The 22,474-nt window shown below is 69.3% G+C and carries 18 protein-coding genes, 4 tRNA genes and 1 pseudogene; 13 read left to right on the forward strand and 10 right to left on the reverse strand.

Annotation, left to right across the window (positions count from 1 at the left end; genetic code table 11):
- The first annotated feature begins 98 nt into the window (after positions 1-98).
- From ABT340_RS35520 to ABT340_RS35555, 8 genes and pseudogenes are all read left to right on the forward strand, one after another.
- Entirely contained in the window at positions 99-6,578 is a 6,480-nt protein-coding gene (locus ABT340_RS35520; protein ID WP_352015291.1) for a metallophosphoesterase, read from the forward strand.
- A gap of 267 nt (positions 6,579-6,845) precedes the next feature.
- Entirely contained in the window at positions 6,846-7,295 is a 450-nt protein-coding gene (locus ABT340_RS35525) for an SRPBCC domain-containing protein (RefSeq protein WP_352015292.1), read from the forward strand.
- Positions 7,292-7,630: an ArsR/SmtB family transcription factor gene (locus tag ABT340_RS35530; protein ID WP_352015293.1), complete on the forward strand. Its 339-nt coding sequence runs from the start codon at positions 7,292-7,294 to the stop codon at positions 7,628-7,630. The genes ABT340_RS35525 and ABT340_RS35530 overlap by 4 nt, the downstream gene beginning before the upstream one ends.
- A 127-nt stretch (positions 7,631-7,757) precedes the next feature.
- The gene (locus tag ABT340_RS35535) at positions 7,758-8,570 is read left to right on the forward strand and encodes an SDR family NAD(P)-dependent oxidoreductase (RefSeq protein ID WP_352015294.1); all 813 of its coding nucleotides are present in this window, start codon (positions 7,758-7,760) and stop codon (positions 8,568-8,570) included.
- Between the two features lie 428 nt (positions 8,571-8,998).
- Positions 8,999-10,327, forward strand: a complete 1,329-nt coding sequence (locus tag ABT340_RS35540; protein ID WP_352015295.1) for a sensor histidine kinase — start codon at positions 8,999-9,001, stop codon at positions 10,325-10,327.
- Positions 10,328-10,442: 115 nt separating this feature from the next.
- Positions 10,443-10,636, forward strand: a pseudogene (locus tag ABT340_RS35545) (response regulator transcription factor); the annotation flags it as partial.
- 158 nt (positions 10,637-10,794) lie between these two features.
- Positions 10,795-11,535 (forward strand): alpha/beta hydrolase, encoded by a 741-nt coding sequence (locus ABT340_RS35550; RefSeq protein WP_352015296.1) that lies wholly within the window; start codon positions 10,795-10,797, stop codon positions 11,533-11,535.
- Complete coding sequence (locus tag ABT340_RS35555; RefSeq protein WP_352015297.1) at positions 11,528-12,691, forward strand: acyltransferase family protein; 1,164 nt, start codon at positions 11,528-11,530, stop codon at positions 12,689-12,691. Before ABT340_RS35550 ends, ABT340_RS35555 begins: the two co-directional genes overlap by 8 nt.
- A 76-nt stretch (positions 12,692-12,767) precedes the next feature.
- Here ABT340_RS35555 and ABT340_RS35560 read toward each other — a convergent pair whose 3' ends face one another.
- The 5 genes from ABT340_RS35560 to ABT340_RS35580 all read right to left on the reverse strand — a co-directional run bounded on the left by ABT340_RS35560 (position 12,768) and on the right by ABT340_RS35580 (position 15,500).
- Positions 12,768-13,301, reverse strand: coding sequence for a hypothetical protein (locus ABT340_RS35560; protein WP_352015298.1), 534 nt, complete (start codon positions 13,299-13,301; stop codon positions 12,768-12,770).
- 228 nt (positions 13,302-13,529) lie between these two features.
- Positions 13,530-13,603, reverse strand: a tRNA-Phe gene (locus tag ABT340_RS35565).
- A 28-nt stretch (positions 13,604-13,631) separates the two neighbouring features.
- Positions 13,632-13,706, reverse strand: a tRNA-Asp gene (locus ABT340_RS35570).
- Between the two features lie 108 nt (positions 13,707-13,814).
- Positions 13,815-13,887 (reverse strand) — tRNA-Glu (locus ABT340_RS35575).
- A gap of 92 nt (positions 13,888-13,979) precedes the next feature.
- The gene (locus ABT340_RS35580) at positions 13,980-15,500 is read right to left on the reverse strand and encodes a metallophosphoesterase family protein (protein ID WP_352015299.1); all 1,521 of its coding nucleotides are present in this window, start codon (positions 15,498-15,500) and stop codon (positions 13,980-13,982) included.
- 34 nt (positions 15,501-15,534) lie between these two features.
- Here ABT340_RS35580 and ABT340_RS35585 point away from each other — a divergent pair, with 34 nt between their 5' ends.
- The gene (locus ABT340_RS35585; RefSeq protein ID WP_386191984.1) at positions 15,535-15,885 is read left to right on the forward strand and encodes a metallopeptidase family protein; all 351 of its coding nucleotides are present in this window, start codon (positions 15,535-15,537) and stop codon (positions 15,883-15,885) included.
- 219 nt (positions 15,886-16,104) lie between these two features.
- On the forward strand, positions 16,105-17,340 hold the full coding sequence (locus ABT340_RS35590; RefSeq protein WP_352015301.1) for an MFS transporter: 1,236 nt from the start codon (positions 16,105-16,107) through the stop codon (positions 17,338-17,340).
- A 1-nt stretch (position 17,341) separates the two neighbouring features.
- Here ABT340_RS35590 and ABT340_RS35595 read toward each other — a convergent pair whose 3' ends face one another.
- Positions 17,342-17,812 (reverse strand): PspC domain-containing protein, encoded by a 471-nt coding sequence (locus tag ABT340_RS35595; protein ID WP_352015302.1) that lies wholly within the window; start codon positions 17,810-17,812, stop codon positions 17,342-17,344.
- 120 nt (positions 17,813-17,932) lie between these two features.
- On the opposite strand from ABT340_RS35595, the gene ABT340_RS35600 reads away from it, so the two are divergent.
- Complete coding sequence (locus ABT340_RS35600) at positions 17,933-19,090, forward strand: acyl-CoA dehydrogenase family protein (protein WP_352015303.1); 1,158 nt, start codon at positions 17,933-17,935, stop codon at positions 19,088-19,090.
- On the opposite strand, the gene ABT340_RS35605 is transcribed toward ABT340_RS35600, so the two are convergent.
- Complete coding sequence (locus ABT340_RS35605) at positions 19,081-19,722, reverse strand: 3'-5' exonuclease (protein WP_352015304.1); 642 nt, start codon at positions 19,720-19,722, stop codon at positions 19,081-19,083. The genes ABT340_RS35600 and ABT340_RS35605 overlap by 10 nt on opposite strands.
- Before the next feature lie 116 nt (positions 19,723-19,838).
- On the opposite strand from ABT340_RS35605, the gene ABT340_RS35610 reads away from it, so the two are divergent.
- Positions 19,839-19,914 (forward strand) — tRNA-Lys (locus tag ABT340_RS35610).
- Between the two features lie 126 nt (positions 19,915-20,040).
- Here ABT340_RS35610 and ABT340_RS35615 read toward each other — a convergent pair.
- Positions 20,041-20,454 carry a GntR family transcriptional regulator gene (locus tag ABT340_RS35615; RefSeq protein ID WP_352015305.1) on the reverse strand — a complete coding sequence of 138 codons (414 nt, stop codon included), beginning with the start codon at positions 20,452-20,454 and terminating at the stop codon, positions 20,041-20,043.
- Between the two features lie 297 nt (positions 20,455-20,751).
- A complete protein-coding gene (locus ABT340_RS35620) occupies positions 20,752-20,988 on the reverse strand; it encodes a GntR family transcriptional regulator (protein ID WP_352015306.1) in 237 nt (78 codons plus the stop codon).
- A gap of 97 nt (positions 20,989-21,085) precedes the next feature.
- On the opposite strand from ABT340_RS35620, the gene ABT340_RS35625 reads away from it, so the two are divergent.
- A complete protein-coding gene (locus ABT340_RS35625) occupies positions 21,086-21,301 on the forward strand; it encodes a hypothetical protein (protein WP_352015307.1) in 216 nt (71 codons plus the stop codon).
- A gap of 83 nt (positions 21,302-21,384) precedes the next feature.
- Here the strand turns inward: ABT340_RS35625 and ABT340_RS35630 are convergent, their stop codons facing one another.
- On the reverse strand, positions 21,385-22,473 hold the full coding sequence (locus ABT340_RS35630) for a hypothetical protein (RefSeq protein ID WP_352015308.1): 1,089 nt from the start codon (positions 22,471-22,473) through the stop codon (positions 21,385-21,387).
- Between the last annotated feature and the right edge of the window lies 1 nt (position 22,474).

Consider the following 22,474-nt stretch of genomic DNA (forward strand, 5'->3'; position numbering starts at 1 on the left):
TTGATCGTTCACCTTCACTACACGCACGCGCAGTGAGCCGTTCCACCCGCCGTGATTTCTGTGATCAGCACACTCGAATCACCTGAAACGGCAGAAACATGACGCGCAGCAGCGCACCACGACCCCCTGCCTGGCCCGGTGCGATCACCGCGATCGCACTCACGGCCGGCGCACTCGTCGCCGCGCCGGCCTCCCCGGCCTCGGCGGCCCCGGCGGCCTCGGCGACCGAGAACCGGCCGACCTACCTCGGCAAGTCCCTGTACACCGGTGAGTTCCACGCGCACACCGGAATGAGCGACGGAGCCGAGAACCCGAGCGCGGCGTTCACCTACGTGCGCGACAAGACGGACGCGGACTTCTTCGCCCTCACCGAGCACGACGTGATGTGGGACATCCGCAACGGCGACGACTTCATCAAGGACTGGCGGGACGCCGACTCGGACGAGTGGCGCGCCCTGCACGAGCTGGCGGACAAGTTCAACGCGTCCCAGACCGAGCTCACCGTGGCCCCCGCCATCGAGAACACCTGGTACGACGGCACCGGCCACATCAACCTCTTCAACACCAGCTGGCACGCGACGGCCAGGGCCACGGAGAAGGGCACCGTCGACGGGTTCGCCAACGGCTTCGGCGTCGGCGACATGAAGTACGACTACTTCACCTACCTCGCCCGCCTCAAGCAGGACCCGAACGCGATCGGCCAGTTCAACCACCCCTCGCCCACGGGCAAGGGCGAGTTCTTCGGCTTCAAGGGCCTGGACAGGACCGCCGACGAACGCATGGAGCTGATCGAGGTCAAGTCCCCGGACCAGGCCAGGGAGTTCCAGAAGGCCCTTGACGCGGGCTGGCACCTGTCCCCGGTCTGGAACGGCGACGAGCACTCCGCCACCTGGGTCACGAGCAACCCGTCGATCACCGGCATCTGGGCCAGGGGCAGGAGCCTGGACGACCTCTACGCGGCGATGCGCGACCGCAGCACGTACTCCACCGGAGACGTCAACGCCGTCCTCGCCTTCGGCGGCAACGGCAAGCTGATGGGCTCGATCCTGCCCGCGGGCACCACCACCCTGGACGCCGAGCTCCAGCTGAGGGACCCCGACGCCAAGGACTCCTTCACCGGCGCCCAGCTGATCACCAACGGCGGGAAGGTCGCCCACGACTTCGGCAGGCTGAGCGGCAACGACCTGACGCTGAAGAAGAAACTGGACGTCAAGAACGGCGACTTCTACTACGTCCGCGCCGACCAGGCCGACGGCAACTTCCTGGTCTCCGCCCCGATCTGGATCGGCGAGACGACGAGCGGCGCGAACTACGCCCCGCAGATCACCGTCGCCGACGTGCCCGCGACCGCCCGGTACGGCCAGGCCGTCACGCTGCCGCAGGTGAGCGCGACCGACGACTCCGGCGGGCAGCCGACCACCGCCCTTGAGGTGTGGGACTCCGCGGGCCAGGTCCCGGTCAAGGACGGCGCCTTCCAGATCCGCTCCTACGACGACACGTTCGTCGTCGTGAAGGCGACCGACGACAAGGGCAACACCAACGCCGAGCTGCGCCGGATCCAGATCGACCAGAGGACGCAGGACCCGGCGGGCGTGTTCCGCTTCACCAACAACGTGGCCGTGGGCGCCGAGCCCGGCACGGCGGGCATCGCCGTCACGACCGACCGGGACATCCAGCGCGTCTACGCGCAGGTCCTGCCGGAGGGCGGCGACGACTGGTCCAGGGCCCAGGTCCTCACCTCGACCGGCGACAGCCCGTACGAGACGTCGACCGTCGGCAACGACGAGCCCAAGTTCCAGCACTCCGTCACGGGCCAGACGCTGCGCTCCCACGAGTTCCGACTCACCGGCCTGAAGGTCGGCGCGTCCTACCGGTACCGCCTCGGCGTCACCAGGAACGGCGCCGCTCCGAAGGCCGCCGACACGGCCGCCTGGACGGACGTCAAGGGCCGGTTCCTCGCGGGCGGGACCGACAGCGAGCCCGTCTACATCCTCGGCGACGTCCAGGTCCCCGACAGCAACGCCGACAGCCTCAAGCTGCCGGGCAAGGTCCTCGACCAGCTGAAGGCCAAGGCTCCCGGCGGCGGCACCGTCATGCAGCTCGGCGACCTCGTCGAGGACGGCGGCCGCACCAGGATGTGGAGCGAGATCAACGACGCGCTCCTGTCCGGCCTCGACACGCAGTACGCGGCCGTCAAGGGCAACCACGAGACCTACGAGGACCCCGACTACAACTCGGTCGCCGTCGAGCCCGCCTCAGTCTTCACCAACATGTTCGCGCTGCCCAAGAACGGCGCCGTGGGCGAGGCCAACTACTCGTTCGACCGCGGGCAGATCCACTTCTCCGTCCTCAGCTCCACCGCCCGTCTCGACGACCAGCTCGCCTGGCTGGTGAAGGACGTCCGGGCCTCGGACAAGAAGTGGAACGTCGCCCTCGGGCACTTCTCCTACTACGGCGGCCGCCACGGGGCCGACGCGGGCATGGACATCGACCGCGAGAAGGTCACGCGCGTCCTCGACCAGCTCGGCGTCGACATGTACATCGGCGCTCACGACCACGTCTACAAGCGCTCGACGATCTACGAGGGCCGGCTGGCCAAAACGCCGGAGGAGACGGCCGAGGGCACCACCTTCGTGACGATGGGCTCCTCCGGCCCCAAGTTCTACGAGAACGCGAAGCACTGGTGGGACGACAAGGTCGACGACGAGGACGTCCAGATGGGCGGTGTCCTGACGGCCACCGACGCGGGCCTGCGACTGACGGCGTACAAGATCGACGGCCGGGTGGTCGACGACTTCACCGTCACCAAGCCGCAGGGCACCTGGAAGGTCTCCTCCGCCGAGATCAGGAACCGTGAGCTGGACGGCGTCGGACTCATCTCCTCCCCGGGCAGCCTCGACAGGCTGACCGTCATGGCCGCGACGTACGACGCCTCGCAGCAGAAGATGATCGACGTGCGCTCGGCCGACGTCACGCTCAACCACACCGGCCGTGAGCAGTACATCAGTTTCGACAAGCCGCTCGCGGTCGCGCCGAGCTCGACCGTCAGGCTGTTCGTCTGGGACTCGCTGAAGTCCGGCAAACCACTGCGGCCCGCCGTGACCCTGCGCGAGGGCCTGGCCGGCGACGGCACCGCCCAGACCCCCTACCTGATCGACTCCGCCGACGACCTGGCGAAGATCGACAACGACCCGGCCGGGCACTACAGGCTCGCCGGCGACCTGAACCTGAGCGGCCTCGGCCGTTCCCAGATCGGCCGCACGATCGCCTTCACCGGCGTGTTCGACGGCGCCGGGCACACCGTCTCCGGCCTGTCCGCGATCCCCGGCCAGGGGCCCGGCCTGTTCGCCGACAACCACGGCACGATCGTGAACCTGGTCGTCAACGGCGAGGCGACCACCGACCGCACCCCGGCCGGTCTCGTCGCCGACATCAACCACGGCACGATCGAGCGGGTCCGTGCCGACGGGTCGCTGACCGCCGCGAGCTATGTCGGCGGCATCACCGGTCACCAGTTCGGCATCGTCCGCGACAGCGTCTCGACGGTGAACGTCAAGGCCGCGGCCCAGTACGTCGGCGGCGTCGTCGGCGTCGCCATGGGCGGCTCCGTCACCCAGAACGTGCTGGCCACCGGCTCGGTCACCTCGGCCGGAGCGTCGGCGGGCGGCATCGCGGCCTACGGGTACGACGCGACCGAGATCAGCCACTCGGTCGCGCTGAACTCGAACGTCTCCGGCACCAGCTACGCGCACGCCATCCTCGGCCGCGTGCTCGCCGGGCAGACGGCCTCGCTGGAGGACAACCACGTCAGCCGGGCCGTACCGATCAGCGGGCAGACGCTGACCGACCCGCCCGCGGCGGGCAACCAGAGGGGCAACGTCGTCCCCCCCGCCGAGCTCCGCAAGCAGTCCTTCTACGAGGCGCGCGGCTGGGACTTCACCAACGTCTGGCAGTGGAACGAGACCGGCGCGCGGCCGACCCTGAAGGTGGCGCCCGAGACGCTGCAGGCCGGTGAGGCGCCCCAGCTGCCGAAGGACGACAGGGGCTTCCACATCGTCAAGAGCGCCGACGACCTCGCCCAGATCGGTACGCACCTCTCGTATGACTACGTGCTCGGCGCCGACATCGACCTGAGCGGAAAGCCGTTCACCACCCTGCCGGGCGCGTTCACCGGTGAGCTGGACGGCGCGGGCCACACGATCAAGGGCCTGACCTCGACCGGCGGCCTGTTCACTCAGGTGTCCGGAAACGTCCACGACCTCGCGATCGTCGGTGCCAAGGTGACCGGAACCACCGCGCGCGCGGGCATCCTGGCGGGCGCGAGCACCGGCACCGTCGAGCGTGTGTGGGTCTCCGGCTCGGTGACCGGGGCCTCGCGGGTCGGCGGTCTGCTCGGCGACTCCCAGGGCGTCGTCCGTGACGTCTACTCCACGGCGGACGTGCACGCGCTGTCCACCGAGGCGGGCGGGGTCATCGGCGTCGCGCTGGCGGGATCGCTCACCGAGCGGGCCTTCGCCACGGGTGCCGTCCTCGCCGACGGCCGCAACGACGGAGGCGTGGCCGGGTACGGCTACACCGGCACCACGATCCGGAACTCGATCGCGCTCAACCCGACCGTCACCGCGCCGTCCTGGGCGCACCGCTTCCTGGGCCGGGTGCTGGCGAACAACGTCGCCACGCTTGAGGGGAACTGGGCGGTCGAGACCCTCCAGGCCACCACGCAGCAGGAGACCACGATCGGTCCGGCGACGCTCAACGGCGCCACCGCGACCAGGGACGAGGCCCGCAGCCAGGACTTCTGGACCGGCAAGCTCGGCTTCGACCTCACCACGGTCTGGAAGTGGGACGAGGACGGCAGGCGGCCCGTACTGCGCGCCGTACCCGAGGACGTCCCCGCCGTCTCCGAGCCCGAGCCCACGGGCCCGGCTCTGGCGCGGGACACCGACGGCTTCTACCTCGTACGGCAGGCGGCCGACCTGGGTCAGATCGCCGCCCACCCGGCGGAGAGGTTCCGGCTCGCCGCGGACCTCGACCTGACCGGCGTCGCCCCGATCACCCCCGCGTTCACCGGCGAACTGGACGGGGCGGGCCACACCCTGAGCGGTTACACCTCCTCCGTCGGCGGCCTGTTCACCTCCGTCACCGGCAAGGTGCACGACCTGACCCTCGCCGGGGCCTCGGTGAACGCCACCACGGGGAACGTGGGCCCGCTGGCCGACCGTCTCGACGGCACCGTTGAGCGGGTCGCCACCAGCGGCTCGATCGTCGGCGCCACCACGGTCGGCGGCATCGTCGGCTACAGCTGCGGCGTGCTGCGCGACTCGTGGTCGGCGACGACCGTCTCGACGACCGGCGGCAAGTACGCGGGCGGACTCGTCGGCATCGCCGGCGGCGCCGCCCAGTGCTCCGCGAGCGGCGGCAGCCTCACCGAGCGGAACTACGCCACCGGCGCGGTGACCGTACCGAAGAGCGAGGCCGCGGCCGGCATCAGCGGCTACGCCTACACCGGCACCACCATCCGGAACAACGTCGCGCTCAACCCGACGGTGACCGCGACCGGATGGGCCCACCGGATCGTCGCCCGCACCCTGAACGGGGGCGCGCCGACCGTCGAGCACAACCTCGCCGTCGAGACCCTGGTCGCGTCGGTGCAGAGCATCGGCTCCACCGCGCTGGAGAGCTTCAACGGCACCACCGTCACCGTCGCGCAGGCCGCCGACCCGGCCACCTACGCGTCGATCGGGTGGGACCTGGAGAAGGTCTGGCGGTGGGACACCGGCCTCGGCCGACCGGTCCTGCGCGCCGCCCTGACGGCACCCGCCACCGCGCCGGAACCTGCGAGCCCTGCCGCCGAGAACCCCGCCACGGAGGAGACCGCGACGCCTGCCGCGGCGGCTTCGGCGGAGTCCGCGGCCTCGGCGCGGACCGTCGCGTTCACCACCGTGGTCCCAGCGGCGGCGGCCAAGGCCACCGAGACCGACGGCATCCGCCACCAGGCGGTCGTGAACGACAACGGCACCGTCACGGTGACGGTGTCAGCGGGGGCCGCCACGGCGGCCAAGCAGCTGTCGTTCCTCCTGCTGAAGGCCGGCGCCCCCGCGTCGGCTCCGGCCGGAGGCGACATCGCCTATCTCGGGGAGGCCCGCCTCGACGAGCAGGGCAACGCGACGCTGACCGTGCTCCTGAACCAGCCGGACGGGACGACCCTCGCGCTCAACACCTCCGGTGACACGAAGCGTTACGTCGCCCCGCTCCTGTCCCGGGTACCCGAGCCCACGGGGATGAGGGTGCTCCACGACACCGTCACCGCCACGGTCAAGACGCAGGGGAACGCCCCCGCCCAGGTGACGATCACCCTGATCTGCACGGGCAAGGGCAAGTGCCAGGAGGATGTCACCGTCTCCCACGGCGGCCGTCCTGTCGACGACAAGAAGGTCACGCTCCAGCCCGGCAAGACCCGGGACCTGAAGCTCAACCTCCGCGACGAGGCCCGCGCCGCCCTCCGCGCCGGCAAGTCGATCGTCCTGGACGTCCGGATCGGCACGGCCCCGGCGGTCCAGGTGAAGGTCAACCCGTAAGAAGGCCCCGGCCTCTCCGACGACCCGAAAGCCCATGGCGCCCGCAGCCTTCTCGGCTGCGGGCGCCATGGCGCATCAGGGCGACGCCGCGACCAGACCTCCCCGTACGGCCTCACCCTCCGTCCGGACATGGGCCGCGCCCCGACCGGTCGTGCCCATAACGCCCTCTCCGCCGACCCCACGGTCTACACGCAACACAAGGTTGCGCATCACTGATACGACCACTAGGTTAATGCGCAACCGATGGTTGCCTATTGGAGGTCCGTGGTGGAGTTCGGAAAGCTGGAGCGTGAGATCCACATCGACGCGGCGCCGGAGGTCGTGTTCGATGTGGTGAGTCGTCCCGAGCACATCAAGATGTGGTGGTCCGACGACGCGTCGTTCGAGCCCGAGCCAGGCGCCGTCGGCGAACTGGTGTGGGACGTCCCCGACGTGGTCGAGTCGATCACGGTGGTCGACGTGGACCCGCCCCGCAGGTTCGCGATGCGCTGGGTCGCTCCTGACGGACAGCTACCCGATGCGGGCAACTCCCTTCTGATCACCTTCGAGCTCGAACCCTCCGGCGACGGCACGATTCTGCACCTGACCGAGAGCGGCTGGCGGGAGAAGGGCTGGGAGGCCGCCGTGCTTGAGAAGGCCTTCCACGAACACGAGCACGGCTGGGACACCTTCCTTCCCCTCCTGCGGAGCTACGCCTCTTCCGTGGTGGCGCGATGACCGTCGCCGTCGACGACGAACTCTGGTCGGCGATCGGCGACCCGATCAGGCGCCGTCTGCTCGACCTGCTGCTCGCGGAAGGCGTCGGTACGCCGACCAGCCTGAGCGATCGTCTCCCGATCTCGCGCCAGGCGGTCACCAAGCATCTGAACGTCCTCGATCGCGCGGGCCTCGTGCGCGCGACACCGATGGGCCGCGAGCGACGCTACGAAGTCGACGAGGCACAGCTCGCCCGTGCCGTACGGCAGCTGAACGAGGTCGGCAGAACCTGGGATGTACGGCTGAACCGCATCAAGCGCATCGCGGAACAGATCCAGCGCCAGAAAAACGACTGACCAACAGATCGACGTACCCGTGTGCCGGTGGCGGTGATCTCCGTCCCGGACGCCTGAACCGACGGTGCCGGTGTGCCATCGAGCCCGTGTAACCGTCCGAAGAATCAACCACCTTTGGGGGACAAACATGAGTGGATCGCTGCTCGGCGACAGGAACGCTGTCATCTATGGGGGCGGGGGCGCCATCGGCGGCGCGATCGCCCGGGTGTTCGCCAGGGAAGGCGCGAGGGTGTTCATCGCCGGACGGACACAGGAGAGGCTCGACGCCGTGGCACGTGACATCGCCACCACGGGCGGAGCGGTCGAGACCGCGCAGGTCGACGTTCTCGACCAACAGGCGGTCGAGAAGCACGCCGACACGGTCGCGGCGACGGCCGGCGGCATCGACATCGCCGTCAACGCCGTGAGTGTCCCGCACGACCAGGGGACCTCGCTGGCGGACCTCTCGCTGGAGGAGTTCATGCGGCCGATCGACGGCTATCTGCGGGCGCTGTTCATCACGAGCAAGGCTGTGGCACGGCACATGGGTCGCGAGCGACCCGGCGTCATCCTGACGCTGTCCGAGCCGGGTTCCAAGCTGGCTGTGGGCGGCATCCTGGGGCACGCCGTGAGCGCGGCGGGCAAGGAGGCCTTCTCCCGGGTTCTGGCCGCGGAACTGGCGCCGGGCAACGTCCGGGTGATCGGCATCCGTCCACACGCCGCCGTCGACGCGCCCGCGGCGGGTTCCCACACCAAGGACCTCTTCGAGCAAGCCGCGACGGCGGCCGGGCAGTCGGTCCAGGAGCTGCTCGAAAGCGGAGCGATGGCGCAGGGAACGCTTCTGAAGAGACTGCCCACGCTCTCCGAGATCGCGGAGACGGCCGCGTTCCTGGCTTCGGACCGAGCCGGAGCCATGACCGGAACGATCGCCAACCTGACCGCCGGCGCACTTGTCGACTGAGACCGCCGCATCCGATCAACCCGACGACTTCGTTCCCCGCACCTCCTGGGCGTTCCGCCCAACGCCCAGGCCGTCGCCGACGCGGGCTTCCCGGTGGTCGTGACCTGCCCCTACGGGCGGTCAGGCGTCCGGATCACCGCCGTCCAACCGTCTTGAACGTCGGCAGCACTCGGTAGGCGCACGCACTTACCCATCTCAGCCGGAGAAGCCGTCGCCAGAGCGCAACCGGCGGTTGAACGGCTCAACGCCCCAGACGTCCGGCATGGGAACTCCTCGACTGGTGCCGACAAGCTTGGTCCGGGGAACCCTACCCGCCAGGTCGCAACGCTCCGCCGGTTCCAACTGGCGTGATCCGGCCCACCGGGGTGAGGCGAAAGATCCCTCCATGGTGTGATCTGGGTGATTGGCGGTCTCCATAGACTGGCCGGATGGCTTCTCCCCCCGCCCAGCGGGCGCGGCTGCGGCCCGTCGCCCGGCTGGGCCGCGCGCTCACCGCAGCCGTGTGGACCGGCAGGGCCGGTCCGTCGCACCCCCGCCCCCGGTGGCTGACCCCCCGCGTGCCGGGGTTTCTGAGTCTGCTGCCGTTCCGCACGATCAACCTGGTCCTCGTCGTCGATCTCGTACTGGCCTTCATCCTGTTCCGCTCCGTGCAGGCGCTCATGAGGCACGAGTCGCTGTATATGGCGACGCCTCTGGACGAGGGAGAGATCGCGTTCATCGCCCTGACCTCCTCGCTGCCGCTGGCGCTGCGCGACCGCTGGCCGCTGATGGCCTGGCGGCTCGCGGTGGTGCTGATTCCCTGGGGGATCGTCACCCGCGGCCAGGACCTGGAGGCGGCCTTCTCCGCCGACGCCGTGATCATGTACCTGCTGGTGGTCTACGCGGTCGCGGTCCGCTGCGAGCGGCACGTCATCATCGGTGTGTGGATGATCTCGGCTGCCGCCCTGTGGATCCTCGGCATCCAATCCGACCCCAGCCTGCCCGGCGTGACGTTCATCGGCATCGCCATGGTGACCGTCACCGTCCTGTTCGGCTACAACGTCCAGGCCAGGAGGACGGCCGCCGGGCGGCTGGCCGAGGAGGAACGGCGCAGCGAGCAGGCGCTGGCCGGGCAGGCCGTCCTGGAGGAACGGGCCAGGATCGCCCGGGAGCTGCACGACGTGGTGGCGCACCACATGTCGGTGATCGCCATCCAGGCGGAGGCCATACCGCTGCAGGCGCGGGAGGACGCGCGGCTGCTGGAGGAGGGGCTCGGCGAGATCCGCGCGCTCTCGCTGGCCGCCATGACCGAGATGCGCCGCGTGCTGGGCGTGCTACGCGACGGGGACGGGCGTACGGACACCGCGCCGCAGCCGGGCCTGGGCCGCCTGGAGGAGCTCGCCGCCACCGCGCGCTCCGCGGGGCTCTCCGTGGAGCTCAAGCTGGGCGGCGACCTGCTCGACCTGCCCACCGCGGTGAATCTGTCGGCCTACCGGATCGTGCAGGAGTCGCTCAGCAACGCCATGCGGCACGCGCCCGGCTCGGCCGTCACGGTGAGGATCCACCGCTCGGGCGACGAGCTGAACATCCACGTGGCGGACGACGGCGGGGACCGCGCCGCCGCGGAGGCGGCGAAGGCGGGGCGCGAGAAGCACACGGGACACGGCCTGATCGGGATGCGGGAACGGGCCGCCATGCTCGGCGGGAGCGTGTGGGCGGGACCGACGGGAAAGGGCTTCGCGGTCACCGCGATACTTCCGATCGCTGAGGAAACATGACGATCAGGGTGCTCATCACCGAGACCAGGGCATGGTCAGAACCGGCTTCACCGTGTTCCTGGACGCCCGGTCCGACATCGAGGCGGTGAACGGGCGGGAGGCTGTCGAGCGCGTCACCGAACACGAGACCGAGGTGCTCGTCCCCATCGCCAGGGGCCGCTCCAACCAGGAGATCGCCGAGGAGCTCGTACTCTCGGAGCAGACGGTCAAGACCCACATCGGCCGATCCTGACCAAGCTGAACCTGCGCGACCGGGCCCAGGCGATCGTGTACGCCTGCGAGTCCGGACCGGTCCGCCCCGGCGAGTGAGATCCCCAGGGGACCGTCCCACGCCCCGCTCCCCGGGACGGCGCCGCCTTCCTCCCTCCGGGGGGTGATGTGAAGGTGAGCACCGCGGTGTGACGCGAGTTACCGATCTTGATTCGTAGCGTCCTGTCTCGTTCCCCCGAACCGGACAGGAGGCCTCCGTGCTCCGCTCCTCGCTCGCCGTCGCCACCGCCGCAGCGCTCACCTACCTGGCCGTCCCCTCGCCGCAGGGTGACCGGATCATCCAGGTCTACGGCGATCTCAGTACGGCGGAGCACGTGGCCGTCATCGTCCCCGGCGCTGACACCACGCCCGCCACCTTCGACGGCGGGCGGGCCAAGCCGTACAGCACCCCCGGAGGCGGGGCGCGGGCGGTGCTCGCCCAGGCGCGGGAACTGGATCCGGCAGCCCGGCTGGCCGTGGTCGCCTGGCTCGGGTACGACAGCCCGGCGACCGTCAGCCTGGAGTCCGCCACCGGCTGGGCCGCGGAGAAGGGCGCCCCGGCGCTGCGGCGCTACGTGAACGAGACGCTCCGCGGCAAGCGAGTCAGCCTGCTGTGCCACAGCTACGGGTCGGTGGTGTGCGCCAAGGCCGCGCCGGGGATCCGGGCGGACAACCTGGCCGTGTTCGGCAGCCCCGGGCTCGGCATCTCCTCGGCGGCCGAACTGGGCGGGGTCCCCCTCTGGGCGGGCAGCGGCACGGAGGACTGGACGCGCGACATCCCCAAGATCAAGCTCGGCCCGCTGGGCTTCGGCCGCGATCCCGCCGAGCCCGGCTACGGTTCCCGGGTGTTCGCGGCCGGCGCCGCCGGGCACAGCGACTATCTCGCCCCCGGCGGCGAGTCCCTGCGCAACCTCACCCTGATCGCCCTCGGGCGGACCGCCGAGGTGTCCCATGCGTGACCCGGCCGGGCGCCGTACGGCGGCGCGGGTCGAGGCGATGACGCCGCCGGGGCGGGACCGGGGGGTGGACGCGCTGCGGGCGCTGGCGATCGCCGGAGTGGTGCTGGGGCACTGGCTCGTCACGGCGTGGGTGCCCGGGCCCCGGGGGACGGTCGCCGTCTCCAGCCCGCTCGCGTTCATGCCGGAGCTCGCGCCGCTGTCGTGGGTGTTGCAGACGCTGGCGGTGTTCTTCTTCGTGGGCGGGTACGCCGCGGCACGGAGCCTGCGGACTGCGGGTGATCGGGCGCGGGCGGAGACGGCGGGACCGGCGCGGACGGTGGGTCCGGCGTGGGTGCGGGCCAGGATGGGGCGGCTGCTGCGGCCGGTGGGCCCGCTCCTGCTGGTCTGGGCAGGGATCGCGGCGGGGCTGGCGCTGCACGGCGCGCCGTACGCGACGGTCAGGGCGCTGGCGCTCCCGGCGCTCGGGCCGATCTGGTTCCTGGCGGTCTTCGCGGCGCTCACCGCCGCCACTCCCCTGCTGCTGAGACTGCGGCCGGGCGTCACCGCCGCCTCGGCGGCCGCGGTGGTGCTCGTGGTGGACGCGGTCAGGTTCGGCCTGGGCGGGCCGGCCTGGCTGGGGTGGGTGAACCTCGCGGCCGGGTGGCTGGTGCCGTACATGCTGGGGGTGGGCTGGGCGGGCGGCGGGCTCGCCTCCCGGCGGACGGCGGTGGCGCTGCTGGCCGGAGGGGCGGCCGGGGCGGCGGTCCTGGTGGCCGGGTTCGGCTATCCCGCGAGCATGGTGGGCGTGCCGGGGGCGAGGGTCTCGAACCTCAGCCCGCCCACGCTCGCCGCCGTCGCCTTCGGGCTCGCCCAGGTGGGGCTGGCGCTGCTGGCGCACGGGCCGCTGGGGCGGCTGATGCGCAGGCCCCGGCTCTGGGCCGCGGTGGCGCTGCTCAACCTGTCCGCTATGACGATCTTCCTCTGGCACCTGACGGTGGCTGCCGTGACCGCCCTGGCCGCACTCCGCTTCGGCGCCGTCCCGGGACTGCTCACCCCGCCCGCCCACCTCTCCTGGCTGCCGGAGCGCCTGGGCTGGCTGCCGGTGTTCGGAGGGCTGCTCGCCCTGGCGGGGGCAGCGGCGAAGCGGTTAAATGCCAGAGTGTCGCGATCAGCTTGACGCGGTCTTCGCATGTTTGTGACGCTGTGCCACGAAAGGCCCCTGCGGCTGGAGTCGCCCCAGTTCGGTAGACACATCAGGGCTTGCACAGCCGTCTTGATGGACATTCTTGAGGGCCTGTCGGCGCTCGTATACCGAGCATGCCTCCATTTGATCCGATCGCAGAGAACGCGAACGTGGTCGAACCTCTGGCTTTCCAGGTGCCCCGCGATCCACTGGGCACACGATCGTCGGGATCGAGTTCCCGTAAGTGGAATCGGAGGCTCTTGACGGCCTTCCGCTCGCGGACCTCGCGCCTCTTGGGCAGAAAATCGCCCGGCAGGTTGTGACACACGTCAGCGATCATGCGCATGTGTTCCAGGTGCCTCAGCGCCGTATCGGTCTCCCCATCGGCCAACGCGCGCTCCGCCAGGTGGCTGACGGCACGAATCTCCACGAACCCCTTGGCCATCAAGCCCCTGACGGCCTCCTGCGCCGAACCACGTTCCAATCCGGCGGGCCGGTCACGCGCTGTCCGTGTGTCTTCCGAGAACGTGTGGCAGACACAGTGGCCTTCACGCTCCTCAACGCAGCGCGGGTGAACCGCAACCGTGGTCATGCCGGTGATCACGGGACCACACATGGAAGTCCCGCGCGGTGTCAACGGCGCGAACCGTCCGAAGCGCCCTGGGCAACGTCGTGCCCCGGCCCGAACCTTTCGCCTCTGACCAGGGAAATAACCACACGCACGTCAGCGCGCCATGAACGAACCTGAAACGGAGGGCGGCGACTTGCTGCCGCCGAGATCAAAAAAGCCCCGAACGATTTCGTTCGGGGCTTCCCTACTGCTCAGTTGCTGTGGTCAGGGGCAGGGTCGAACTGCCGACCTTCCGCTTTTCAGGCGGACGCTCGTACCAACTGAGCTACCTGACCTCGGTGGTGGATCGAACACCTACCAGAGCGGTCCTGACGGGACTTGAACCCGCGACCTCCACCTTGACAGGGTGGCGAGCACTCCAAACTGCTCTACAGGACCTTGCTTTTGTCGGAAGTTTTCGCTTCCGTCTTTCTTGCCTTGCTTAGCTTACCAGTTCTTCGGAGGTCTTCGACCTGCCGTTTCCCCGGTGAGCTTTCGCTCAGCAGGTGCCCCCAACGGGATTCGAACCCGTGTCGCCGCCTTGAAAGGGCGGTGTCCTAGGCCACTAGACGATGGGGGCTCGGAACTGGCGTCCCGCTCCGTTGCCGTCTTCCGCTGGAGACCTCTGAAGCATAGGGGACTTTTGACCCCGATGCCAAAGCGGCGTTCCGGCTAAGGCGGCGTGGCGCCGACGGTCGCCCCCGTTGGAGACGGGGAAACAGTCGGCCCAGGAGAAATTGTACGGCCAGGGGCGCTCTCGACGTGACGCTCGATCTGGACGGATTGCTCTCCCAGCCCTCCCAGGGTGATGTCGTCCCAGGCCCGCAGGCGGTGTGACTTGCGATCGAAGTACAGCACCGAGGCCGCGACGGGGGTCGGTTCGTCGTGTTCCAGGGCCCGTAGACCCGCCCCGCCCGTGGAACCCTGGACGAGCAGCCGGGTACCGGAGGGCAGCAGTTCGGTCGATCTCTCGTGGGAGTGTCCCGCGAGAATCATGGGCGTCCGGCCGGAGAACTGCCTGGCGATCGTCGGGTCGTGCACGGCGACGAGGTCGACGGGCTTGCTCTCCAGGGCGAGCCTGGCGGCGTGCTCACGCCCGGTGGCCGCAAGCGCCTCCAGGTCCGAGTCGACGGAAACGGACTTGTCCGGGGTGAACCGGGGGTCGCCGAGCCCGTAGATGCGCAGCCCGGCCACGGTCTTGACCTTGTCGTCGAGGACGACGGCGCCCTTCTGCTTCGCGACCGCCTTCTGGGTCGAACCGGAGTCGTGGTTACCCCTGACGAACACGTACGGCAGGCCGAGCCGGCCGATCTCCTCGGCGAACTTGTCCTCGGGGCCCGTCCCATGGTCGGTCAGGTCACCGGTGTCCACGACCGCGTCGATCTTGAACTGCTCGGTGAGCGAGCGGATGACGTTCCAGGCGATCGGATTGAGGTGGATGTCCGAGACGTGGAGGATCCTGATCGAGGCGGGGTCGGAGTCGTACAGCGGCAGGGCCGAGACCGTGTCGTAGAGCTGGGAGACGTTGTTGACCAGCTTGGCGAGCTGGGTCCGGTACGACTCGAACCGCGTCACGATCGACTCGGCGTCACCGACCAGCGAGGGCGCCCCGGCGAGCAGGCCGGTGTACTTCGGCTCGACCACCGCCCTCGGGTGGAAGGTCAGCGCGACGGCCGCGCCCGTACCCGCGATGGCGACCGTGGCGCTCAGCAGGCCCGCCAGCGCGGGGCCCGGCCTGCGGAAGACGATCAGCGAGCCGAGCAGGCCACCCGCGAGGCCGCACACCAGAGCCCTGACAACCAGGGTCCTGACCCCCTCACGCAACTCCTTCTCCATCATGCTGGGCAGGTGGGAGGACATCCGCGGGTTGTCCAGGATCATGGCGACCCTGCTGGTGTTGATGTTCTCCAGGGTGACGCGCAGGCCGACCGGCGCGTCGTGGGTGTCGAACAGCAGCGTTCCGAACGGATGCGCGTCGAGGACGGTCTCCCCCGTCCAGGACGGCTCCGCCGTCATACCGAGTTCCACGGGGCCGACATTGGCGCGTACGGGGCCACCGAGCATGATGCCGAGCCAGGCCGAGGCGATGGACACCGCGACGACCGCCGCGCCGCGCGTGACGCGCCCCACGGCGAGGCTGCGAAGCCCTCCCTGGGCCCGCTTTGTGAGGCTTCTGAGCTTGCTGAGATCCATCCGCTCCGCCCTCTACCCGGAAACCGGGGGCACAATGGCGGGTGTGATCGAAGTCTCGCGAGAAAGGTTCGAGGAGCTCGTGGCCGAGGCTCTGGACACGATTCCTCCCGAACTGACGAGAGTGATGAACAACGTGGTCGTGGTGGTTGTGGACGATCCGCCCGAACCCGATCTTCTTGGGCTGTACACCGGGATTCCACTCACCGAACGCGGGGACTGGTACGCAGGAGTACTACCCGACCGCATTGAGATCTACCGTAACTCCATACTTTCTATATGTAAGTCCGAAAGTGACGTGGTGAACGAGGTCCGCATCACCGTGCTCCATGAGGTGGGCCATCACTTCGGTATCGACGACGACAGGCTGCACGACCTCGGCTGGTGATCGAAACGACACAACCTCCCATGCGGGGAAATATCATGATATTTCGCCACGCTGTGCATGGGCTTCGTCGCTTTCGGTTGCGCAACGGCGCTTCAACGGGCACCGTAGGTTACATACTGACCACCCACAGTCAATGTGCTTGCAGCCCAGCGGAGTCATATGGCGGCCACCCGGCCCGGTCGGCTACCCGGGCGGCACCGCCGCCCCACCGAAGCCCAAGTGACATATGGCGAGATAATCGCCATCGGAGAGTTTCGCGCGCTCTGGATGGCCCAGGGGCTTTCCCTCCTGGGTGACCAGCTCTCCCGAGTCGCGTTGTCCGTGCTGGTCTTCCAGCGCACGGAGTCGCCTCTGGCGACGGCTTCGGTCTATGCCCTGACCTACCTTCCCCCGATCATCGGCGGGCCGCTGCTCTCGGCACTCGCCGACCGGCACGCCCGGCGACACATCATGATCGTATGCGACCTGCTCAGAGCACTCCTGGTCGCGCTCATGGCGATCCCCGGCACACCGTTCGCGGCGCTGTGCGCCCTGGTCTTCTGCGTGGTGCTGCTCAGCGCCCCGTTCTCCGCCGCCAGGGCCGCGCTGTTACCCGAGATCCTTGAGGGCGACCGCTACGTCGTGGGTTCCGCCCTGCAGAACATGACCAACCAGGGGGCCCAGATGCTGGGCTTCGCCCTCGGCGGCGCCCTGATCATGGGTATGGGACCGTACCGGGCGCTGGCTCTGGACGCGGCGACCTATCTGGCCTCGGCGTTGATCCTGGTCTCCGGCATACGGCGCCGCCCCGCGCCCGTCCGCGACGACACGGCCTCGCCCTCGATGTGGACCATGACCCGTGCGGGCACCAGACTCGTCTTCGGCGACGGACGACTGCGTACGCTCGTCATGTTCGCCTGGTTGTGTGGCTTCTACGTGCTTCCTGAGGGGATCGCCACCCCCTACGCCGCGACGCTGACCGACGATCCGGAACGGATCTCCTTCGTCGCGGGCCTGCTGATGGCCGCGATGCCCACCGGGACGGTCGTCGGCGCCTTCCTCTTCGGCCGATACGTCACCCCGTCGAGCCGGCTGCGTCTGATGGGCTGGCTGGCGATGCTGACCTGTGCGCCACTGATCGCCTGTGCCGTACGGCCGCCGCTGGTCGTGGTGCTGGTCCTGTGGTTCCTGTCGGGGGTCGGCGGGGCCTACCAGCTCGCAGCGAACGCCGCGTTCGTGCAGTGTGTCCCCGCCGAACGGCGGGCTCTGGCCTTCGGGCTCGTGCACTCGGGCCTGCTCGCGTCACAGGGCGTCGGCATCCTGGTGGGCGGTGCCGCCGCCGACAGACTCGGCCCTGAGGTCGTGGTGGCACTGGCCGGCGCGGCCGGTCTCCTTCTGGCGGCCGCGCTGGCCGTGCTCTGGGTCCGATCCCGCCAGGAGATCATCGAGATGGCTCGCACGGAGACGTCCGCCTGACTCACGCCTGAGGGGCGGGGCCGCCGTTGTCTCGCTGGGCCGTACCGGGGGTGGGGTAGGGAGCGACCGGGTCCTGGTGGGTGGGGTACTGCGGGGCCTGCTGGTAGGGGGCCTGCTGGTGCGGAGCCTGGTAGGAGCCGTTGTGACCGGCGTTCCTGCTCCAGTTCTCGGCCTTCGCCCACCCCTGCTCGGCCTTGGCCTTGGCGTCCAGCCACACCGGGTTGTCCTTGTTCTTGGCGACCAGGTCCTGCAGGATCGAGGAGTCCTTGCCCTCCTCGGGCAGCAGCAGCCAGCCGACCGCGTAGATCCCGACGCCGAGACCACCGAAGAAGGAGGCGACGGCCAGGGCCGCGCGGATGATGTTGGGGTCGACTCCGACGTAGTGTCCGAGCCCGGAGGCCACACCCGCGATGACGCGCCCGTTCCTGGTCCTGCGGAGCTTCTTGACGCTTGAGAACTCGTTTTCGTTCATGTCTTCAGAATGCCCCTGAAGGGACATCGCTCACATCGGGATTCCCCCTGGGAGGACCCTGACATCCTTCCTGAGACGCCATCAATACCCTGACAGGGGCCGACGAGAGAGGAACACCTCATGGACGATCTCCTGCGCGTCGACGACGCATTCTCCGAGGAACAGCGGCTCATCCGTGACACCACCGGTGAGTTCGTCGCGGACAAGGTGCTCCCCCACGTGGGCGAGTGGTTCGAGGAGGCGGTCTTCCCCGCCCGCGAACTGGCACCGCTCCTCGGCTCGCTCGGCCTGCTCGGCATGCACCTGGACGGGTACGGCTGCGCGGGCCTGGACGCCGTCTCCTACGGCGTCGCCTGCCGGGAGCTTGAGGCGGGAGACTCGGGGCTGCGCTCGTTCGTCTCCGTGCAGGGCTCGCTGGCCATGTTCCCCATCTGGAAGTACGGCTCCGCGGAGCAGAAGGAGGAGTGGCTGCCCAGGATGGCCTCCGGCGAGGCGATCGGCTGCTTCGGCCTCACCGAGCCCGACCACGGCTCCGACCCCGCCGGGATGCGCACCCATGCCAAGCAGGACCCTTCGGGCGACTGGGTCCTCAACGGCTCCAAGATGTGGATCACCAACGGCTCCGTCGCCGACGTCGCGGTGGTCTGGGCCCAGACGGAGGACGGCGTCCGCGGCTTCGTCGTCCCCACCGGCACTCCCGGGTTCTCCGCCCCTGAGATCCACAGGAAGATGTCCCTGAGGGCCTCGGTGACCTCCTCCCTGTATCTCGACGACGTCCGTCTTCCCGCGTCAGCCGTACTGCCCGGGGTGCGGGGGTTGAAGGGGCCGCTTTCGTGCCTGTCGGAGGCGCGTTTCGGCATCCTGTGGGGCGTCGTGGGGGCGGCTCGCGCCTGCCTGGAGGCCGCCGTCGACTACTCGAAGACCCGTGTCCAGTTCGGCAAGCCCATCGGGGCCTTCCAGATGACCCAGGAGAAGCTCGCCTGGATGTACGTCGGTCTCGGCCAGGCCCAGCTCACCGCGCTCCACCTGGGCCGGCTGAAGGACGCGGGCACCCTCACCCCCCGGCAGGTCAGCTTCGGCAAGCTCGCCAACGTCCGCGCCGCGCTGGACATCGCCCGTCAGGCGCGCTCGATCCTGGGCGGCAACGGCATCACGCTGGAGTATCCCGTGATCAGGCACATGAACAACCTGGAGAGCGTGCTGACCTACGAGGGCACCCAGGAGATCCACACTCTCGTCCTGGGCGAGGCCCTGACCGGGATTCCCGCCTACCGCTGACCTTGGAGTCGTCGGCCGAGTGCGGGGCGTTGCGGCCTGCCGCTGGGGCGCCAGAGGGGAGTCCGTGCGGCCCTGGCCAGTTTCTCCTGCCAGGAGACGCCCTGGCGCATGTAGAAGCGGAGCAGCTCGGCGGTGGCCCTGGCGTCGGCCAGCGCGGCGTGGGCGCCGGAGAGCGGTATGCCCGCCCGTTCACAGCAGGCGGCCAGGGTCCACTTCCCCTCGGAGAGGAAGTCCGGGGCGAGCTTCTGCGTGCACAGGGTCTCGGTCAGCCAGTGACTTTCCGGCAGAACCCGGAGGAACCGGAGGTCGAAGGAGGTGTTGTGAGCCACCAGGACACGCCCGGCGACCCGCTGCCAGACGTCGTCGAGCACCTCCTCGATCACCGGCGCCCGCGCGACCATCGCCTCGGTGATCCCGTGCACGTGCACGGCCCCGGTCGTCCTGCGTGGGTTGACCAGCGAGTGCCACTCGTCGAGGACCTCGCCCTCGGTGCTCAGGGAGACGAGGGCGATCTCACAGATCTGGTCGCCCTTCGCCGGGGAGAACCCCGTGGTCTCCACGTCGACCACGACATACCCTTGCCGGGAGGACACGCGGACCCCTCCGGCGGACTCAAGCCCCGAGCTCGTCATGAGTGCCACTGTATGATCCACCTACCCCCGTCCACACACGGTTCGTCCAACCACCGCCCCTTCCGGGCCTGGCAACGGACGTTGGTGGACACTATCCTCGGTACGCTGTCTCAAGCGGGGCGTTAGCTCAATGGTTAGAGCTGCGGACTTTTAATCCGTAGGTTCTGGGTTCGAGTCCCAGGCGCCCTACCAGTCCCCCACCTGGCGAAACTCCCTCTCGGAGATCGCCAGGTGGGGACGCGTGACAGCATAAGTTGACAGCTTGAGAGGTCGCGGAACCTCGCGGAGCTGTGCGCAACTACGCGGAAGCCGGGGGTGTCACGTCCCCTCCGACATCCTCACCACCACCCGATCGGCCGGCAGCAACTCCGGCTCCTGACCCTCCCGTTCGACCACCAGCAGCGGCACCCCCTCCGGGATTCCCAGCTCCTGACGCTCCTGCGGCGTCGGCATCCGCGCGCTGACGTCCACCGTCCCCTGCACGATCACGGGCACCCTCTCCCCCTCTCCGCGCACGTACGACCCCCGGCGCCGGGCGGTGATGACGAGCCCCTCCGCCCGCAACGCCTTCATCGCCTCGCGGACCGTGATCCTGGCGATCCCGAACTCCTGCATCAGCTGCGTCTCGCTCGGCAGCGCCTCCCCCGGGGCGAGGTCTCCGGAGGCGATGCGCTGCCTGAGGATCTCGGCGAGCTGCCGGTAGACGGGCGTGTAGGAGGCGTGGTCGATCACGATCTTGAGGGTAGGTCCGTACGTGCGCACCTCCTTATGTGACTAAGAGCGTTCGTACTCTTGTACTGACAAGCGCACAAGAGTTACCGTGTGCCCTTCACCCTGCCGCGCGCCGTCGCGGCGGGTGGCCACCCTGGTCCCGCCCGAGCGTGCCCAGGAGCACCACGCCCGGGTGTCGGACGGCCCGCGCCGCGCGCCGACGCGGAGCCGTCCACCCGCACGAAAAGGCCCGCCCCCGGCAGGGAGCGGGCCTTCGCCGCGCAATGGACTATGGGACGCGCCGGACTGGCCGGCGGTTCACTCCTCGGCGGCTTGGTCGGCGACGAAGCTTCCCAAGGACGGCCGGGTGACGATCAGCCCGTCCTCGCGCAACTGCCGGGTGACCTTGCGGATCGTGGTCCGCGTCACCTCGAACTCGGCCTCCAGCTTGACCTCACTGACGAGGCTCCTGGGTGGGTACTCCCCGGACTCGATGCGTCCGCGGACGACCTCGTAGATCTGGGTCCACTTCGGCAGGGTCGGGTCATACTCCACGTCCCTGACGGTACGTAGCCAGTGACGTGCACTCATAGAGATGGATAGCTGCCCCTGTCTATGGACAGGTATAGATAGGGTCACGTACGGTCACCCCGTGACCCCTGAGGAGCTGGACCGGCTGCACGCCCGGGCGGTGGCGCGTGGCGTCGCCCCCACCGAGCAGCTGGACGCCATCCGGCAGGCGGCTCTGCGGTCGGTGGGCGGCGACGAGCGCGAGCTCGCCCGGCGGGTGGGCATCCGCCTTGACCTCGCCGAGTTCAAGAAGGCGATCGACTGCGCCCGCCCCATGAAGCCCCCCGGCCAGGCCTGACCTCGATCAGGTCGAGTTGGGGACGGCGGCCCCGCACCCTTCGGAGGGGAGGTGCGGGGCCGCCCTTTTTGCGCCCGATCGGGTCATGGCGCTCCCCCGGCAAGGGCTGCGGTCGCGGTTCGGCGGAGGGTCGCGGCGAGGATCACTACTTCGTTGGGTGGGGCGTCCTTGCCGAGCCTGTGGGCGGCGGCGTCCAGCCACCGGTCGAAGTCGCCGGACTGGGCGAGCTCGGCGCGGGCCTCGGCGACTTCCGCAGGCTCGGCCTGTTCGGGTATGGCCAGGCGGGCCTTGGGCGCGCTGTGGCCGACTCGGCCGCGAGCGTGGGCGATGGCCTTCTCGCGGTCCGTCAGTTCCTCGTCCCGTGAGGCGCCGCTGGCGCGGGTGTCGGCTTGGCGGGCGTGAACTTCGGCGTAGGGCGGCGGGGTTGGCGTCGGGGCCGCCGCGCGCCGGACGGCGCGAACGCGGGCGAGCCAGCTAGGCAGGTGGTCGTTGGCCGCCACGGTGTCGACGTAGCGTTCGAGGTTGCCGATGGGGTTGCCCTTCTTGAGGGCTTCGTCCTCCATCAGGGAAATGATCTCTCTCGTCTCCTCGATCGTTGCCGTGACGGCCTTCATGATCTTTCGCTCTGGCGCGCTGAGAGAAGAGAGAGGGTCCTGAAGAGGGTAATAAGAGGGTAGGTATCGATCATCGAAGTAGTGAGATTCGCTCATCGAAGTAGTCGTTTCGATGAGCGAAGTAGTCGGAGGGTCAGCTACTTCGTCAGTCGAAGTAGTCGCTTCTTCGGTGATCGAACAAGCTGCTTCGACCATCGAAGAAGCCGGAGGAATGGCGAGACGGTACGGGATGGTCTTGCGCTTCCGCTGGAAGTCCCGCCGCTCCGCCTCGGTCAGGGGCATGAACGTCTTGGGATCCAGCGGGATGAGCCACCCCTTCTCGACGAGGGAGTCCCTCACCCGCCCGACCGTGCTCGTGGAACGAATCTTGCACTGCTGCATGAGCCGCTCGTTCGTCACCCAGGCGCGGTCATACGGCGCCTTGTGGGCGTGGTTGGCGTAGCACAACGCCATCGCCAGCTCGGCCTGGGCCAAGTCGTTGGGGTCGGCGTCCCAGACGGCGTCGGCGTAGAGCTGTGCGGAGGTCGGCGGCCTCCTGGCCGGAATCTCCTCGGTCATT

Origin of the sequence: Streptosporangium sp. NPDC000239 (assembly GCF_040300765.1) — a bacterium.
Lineage (GTDB): Bacteria > Actinomycetota > Actinomycetes > Streptosporangiales > Streptosporangiaceae > Streptosporangium.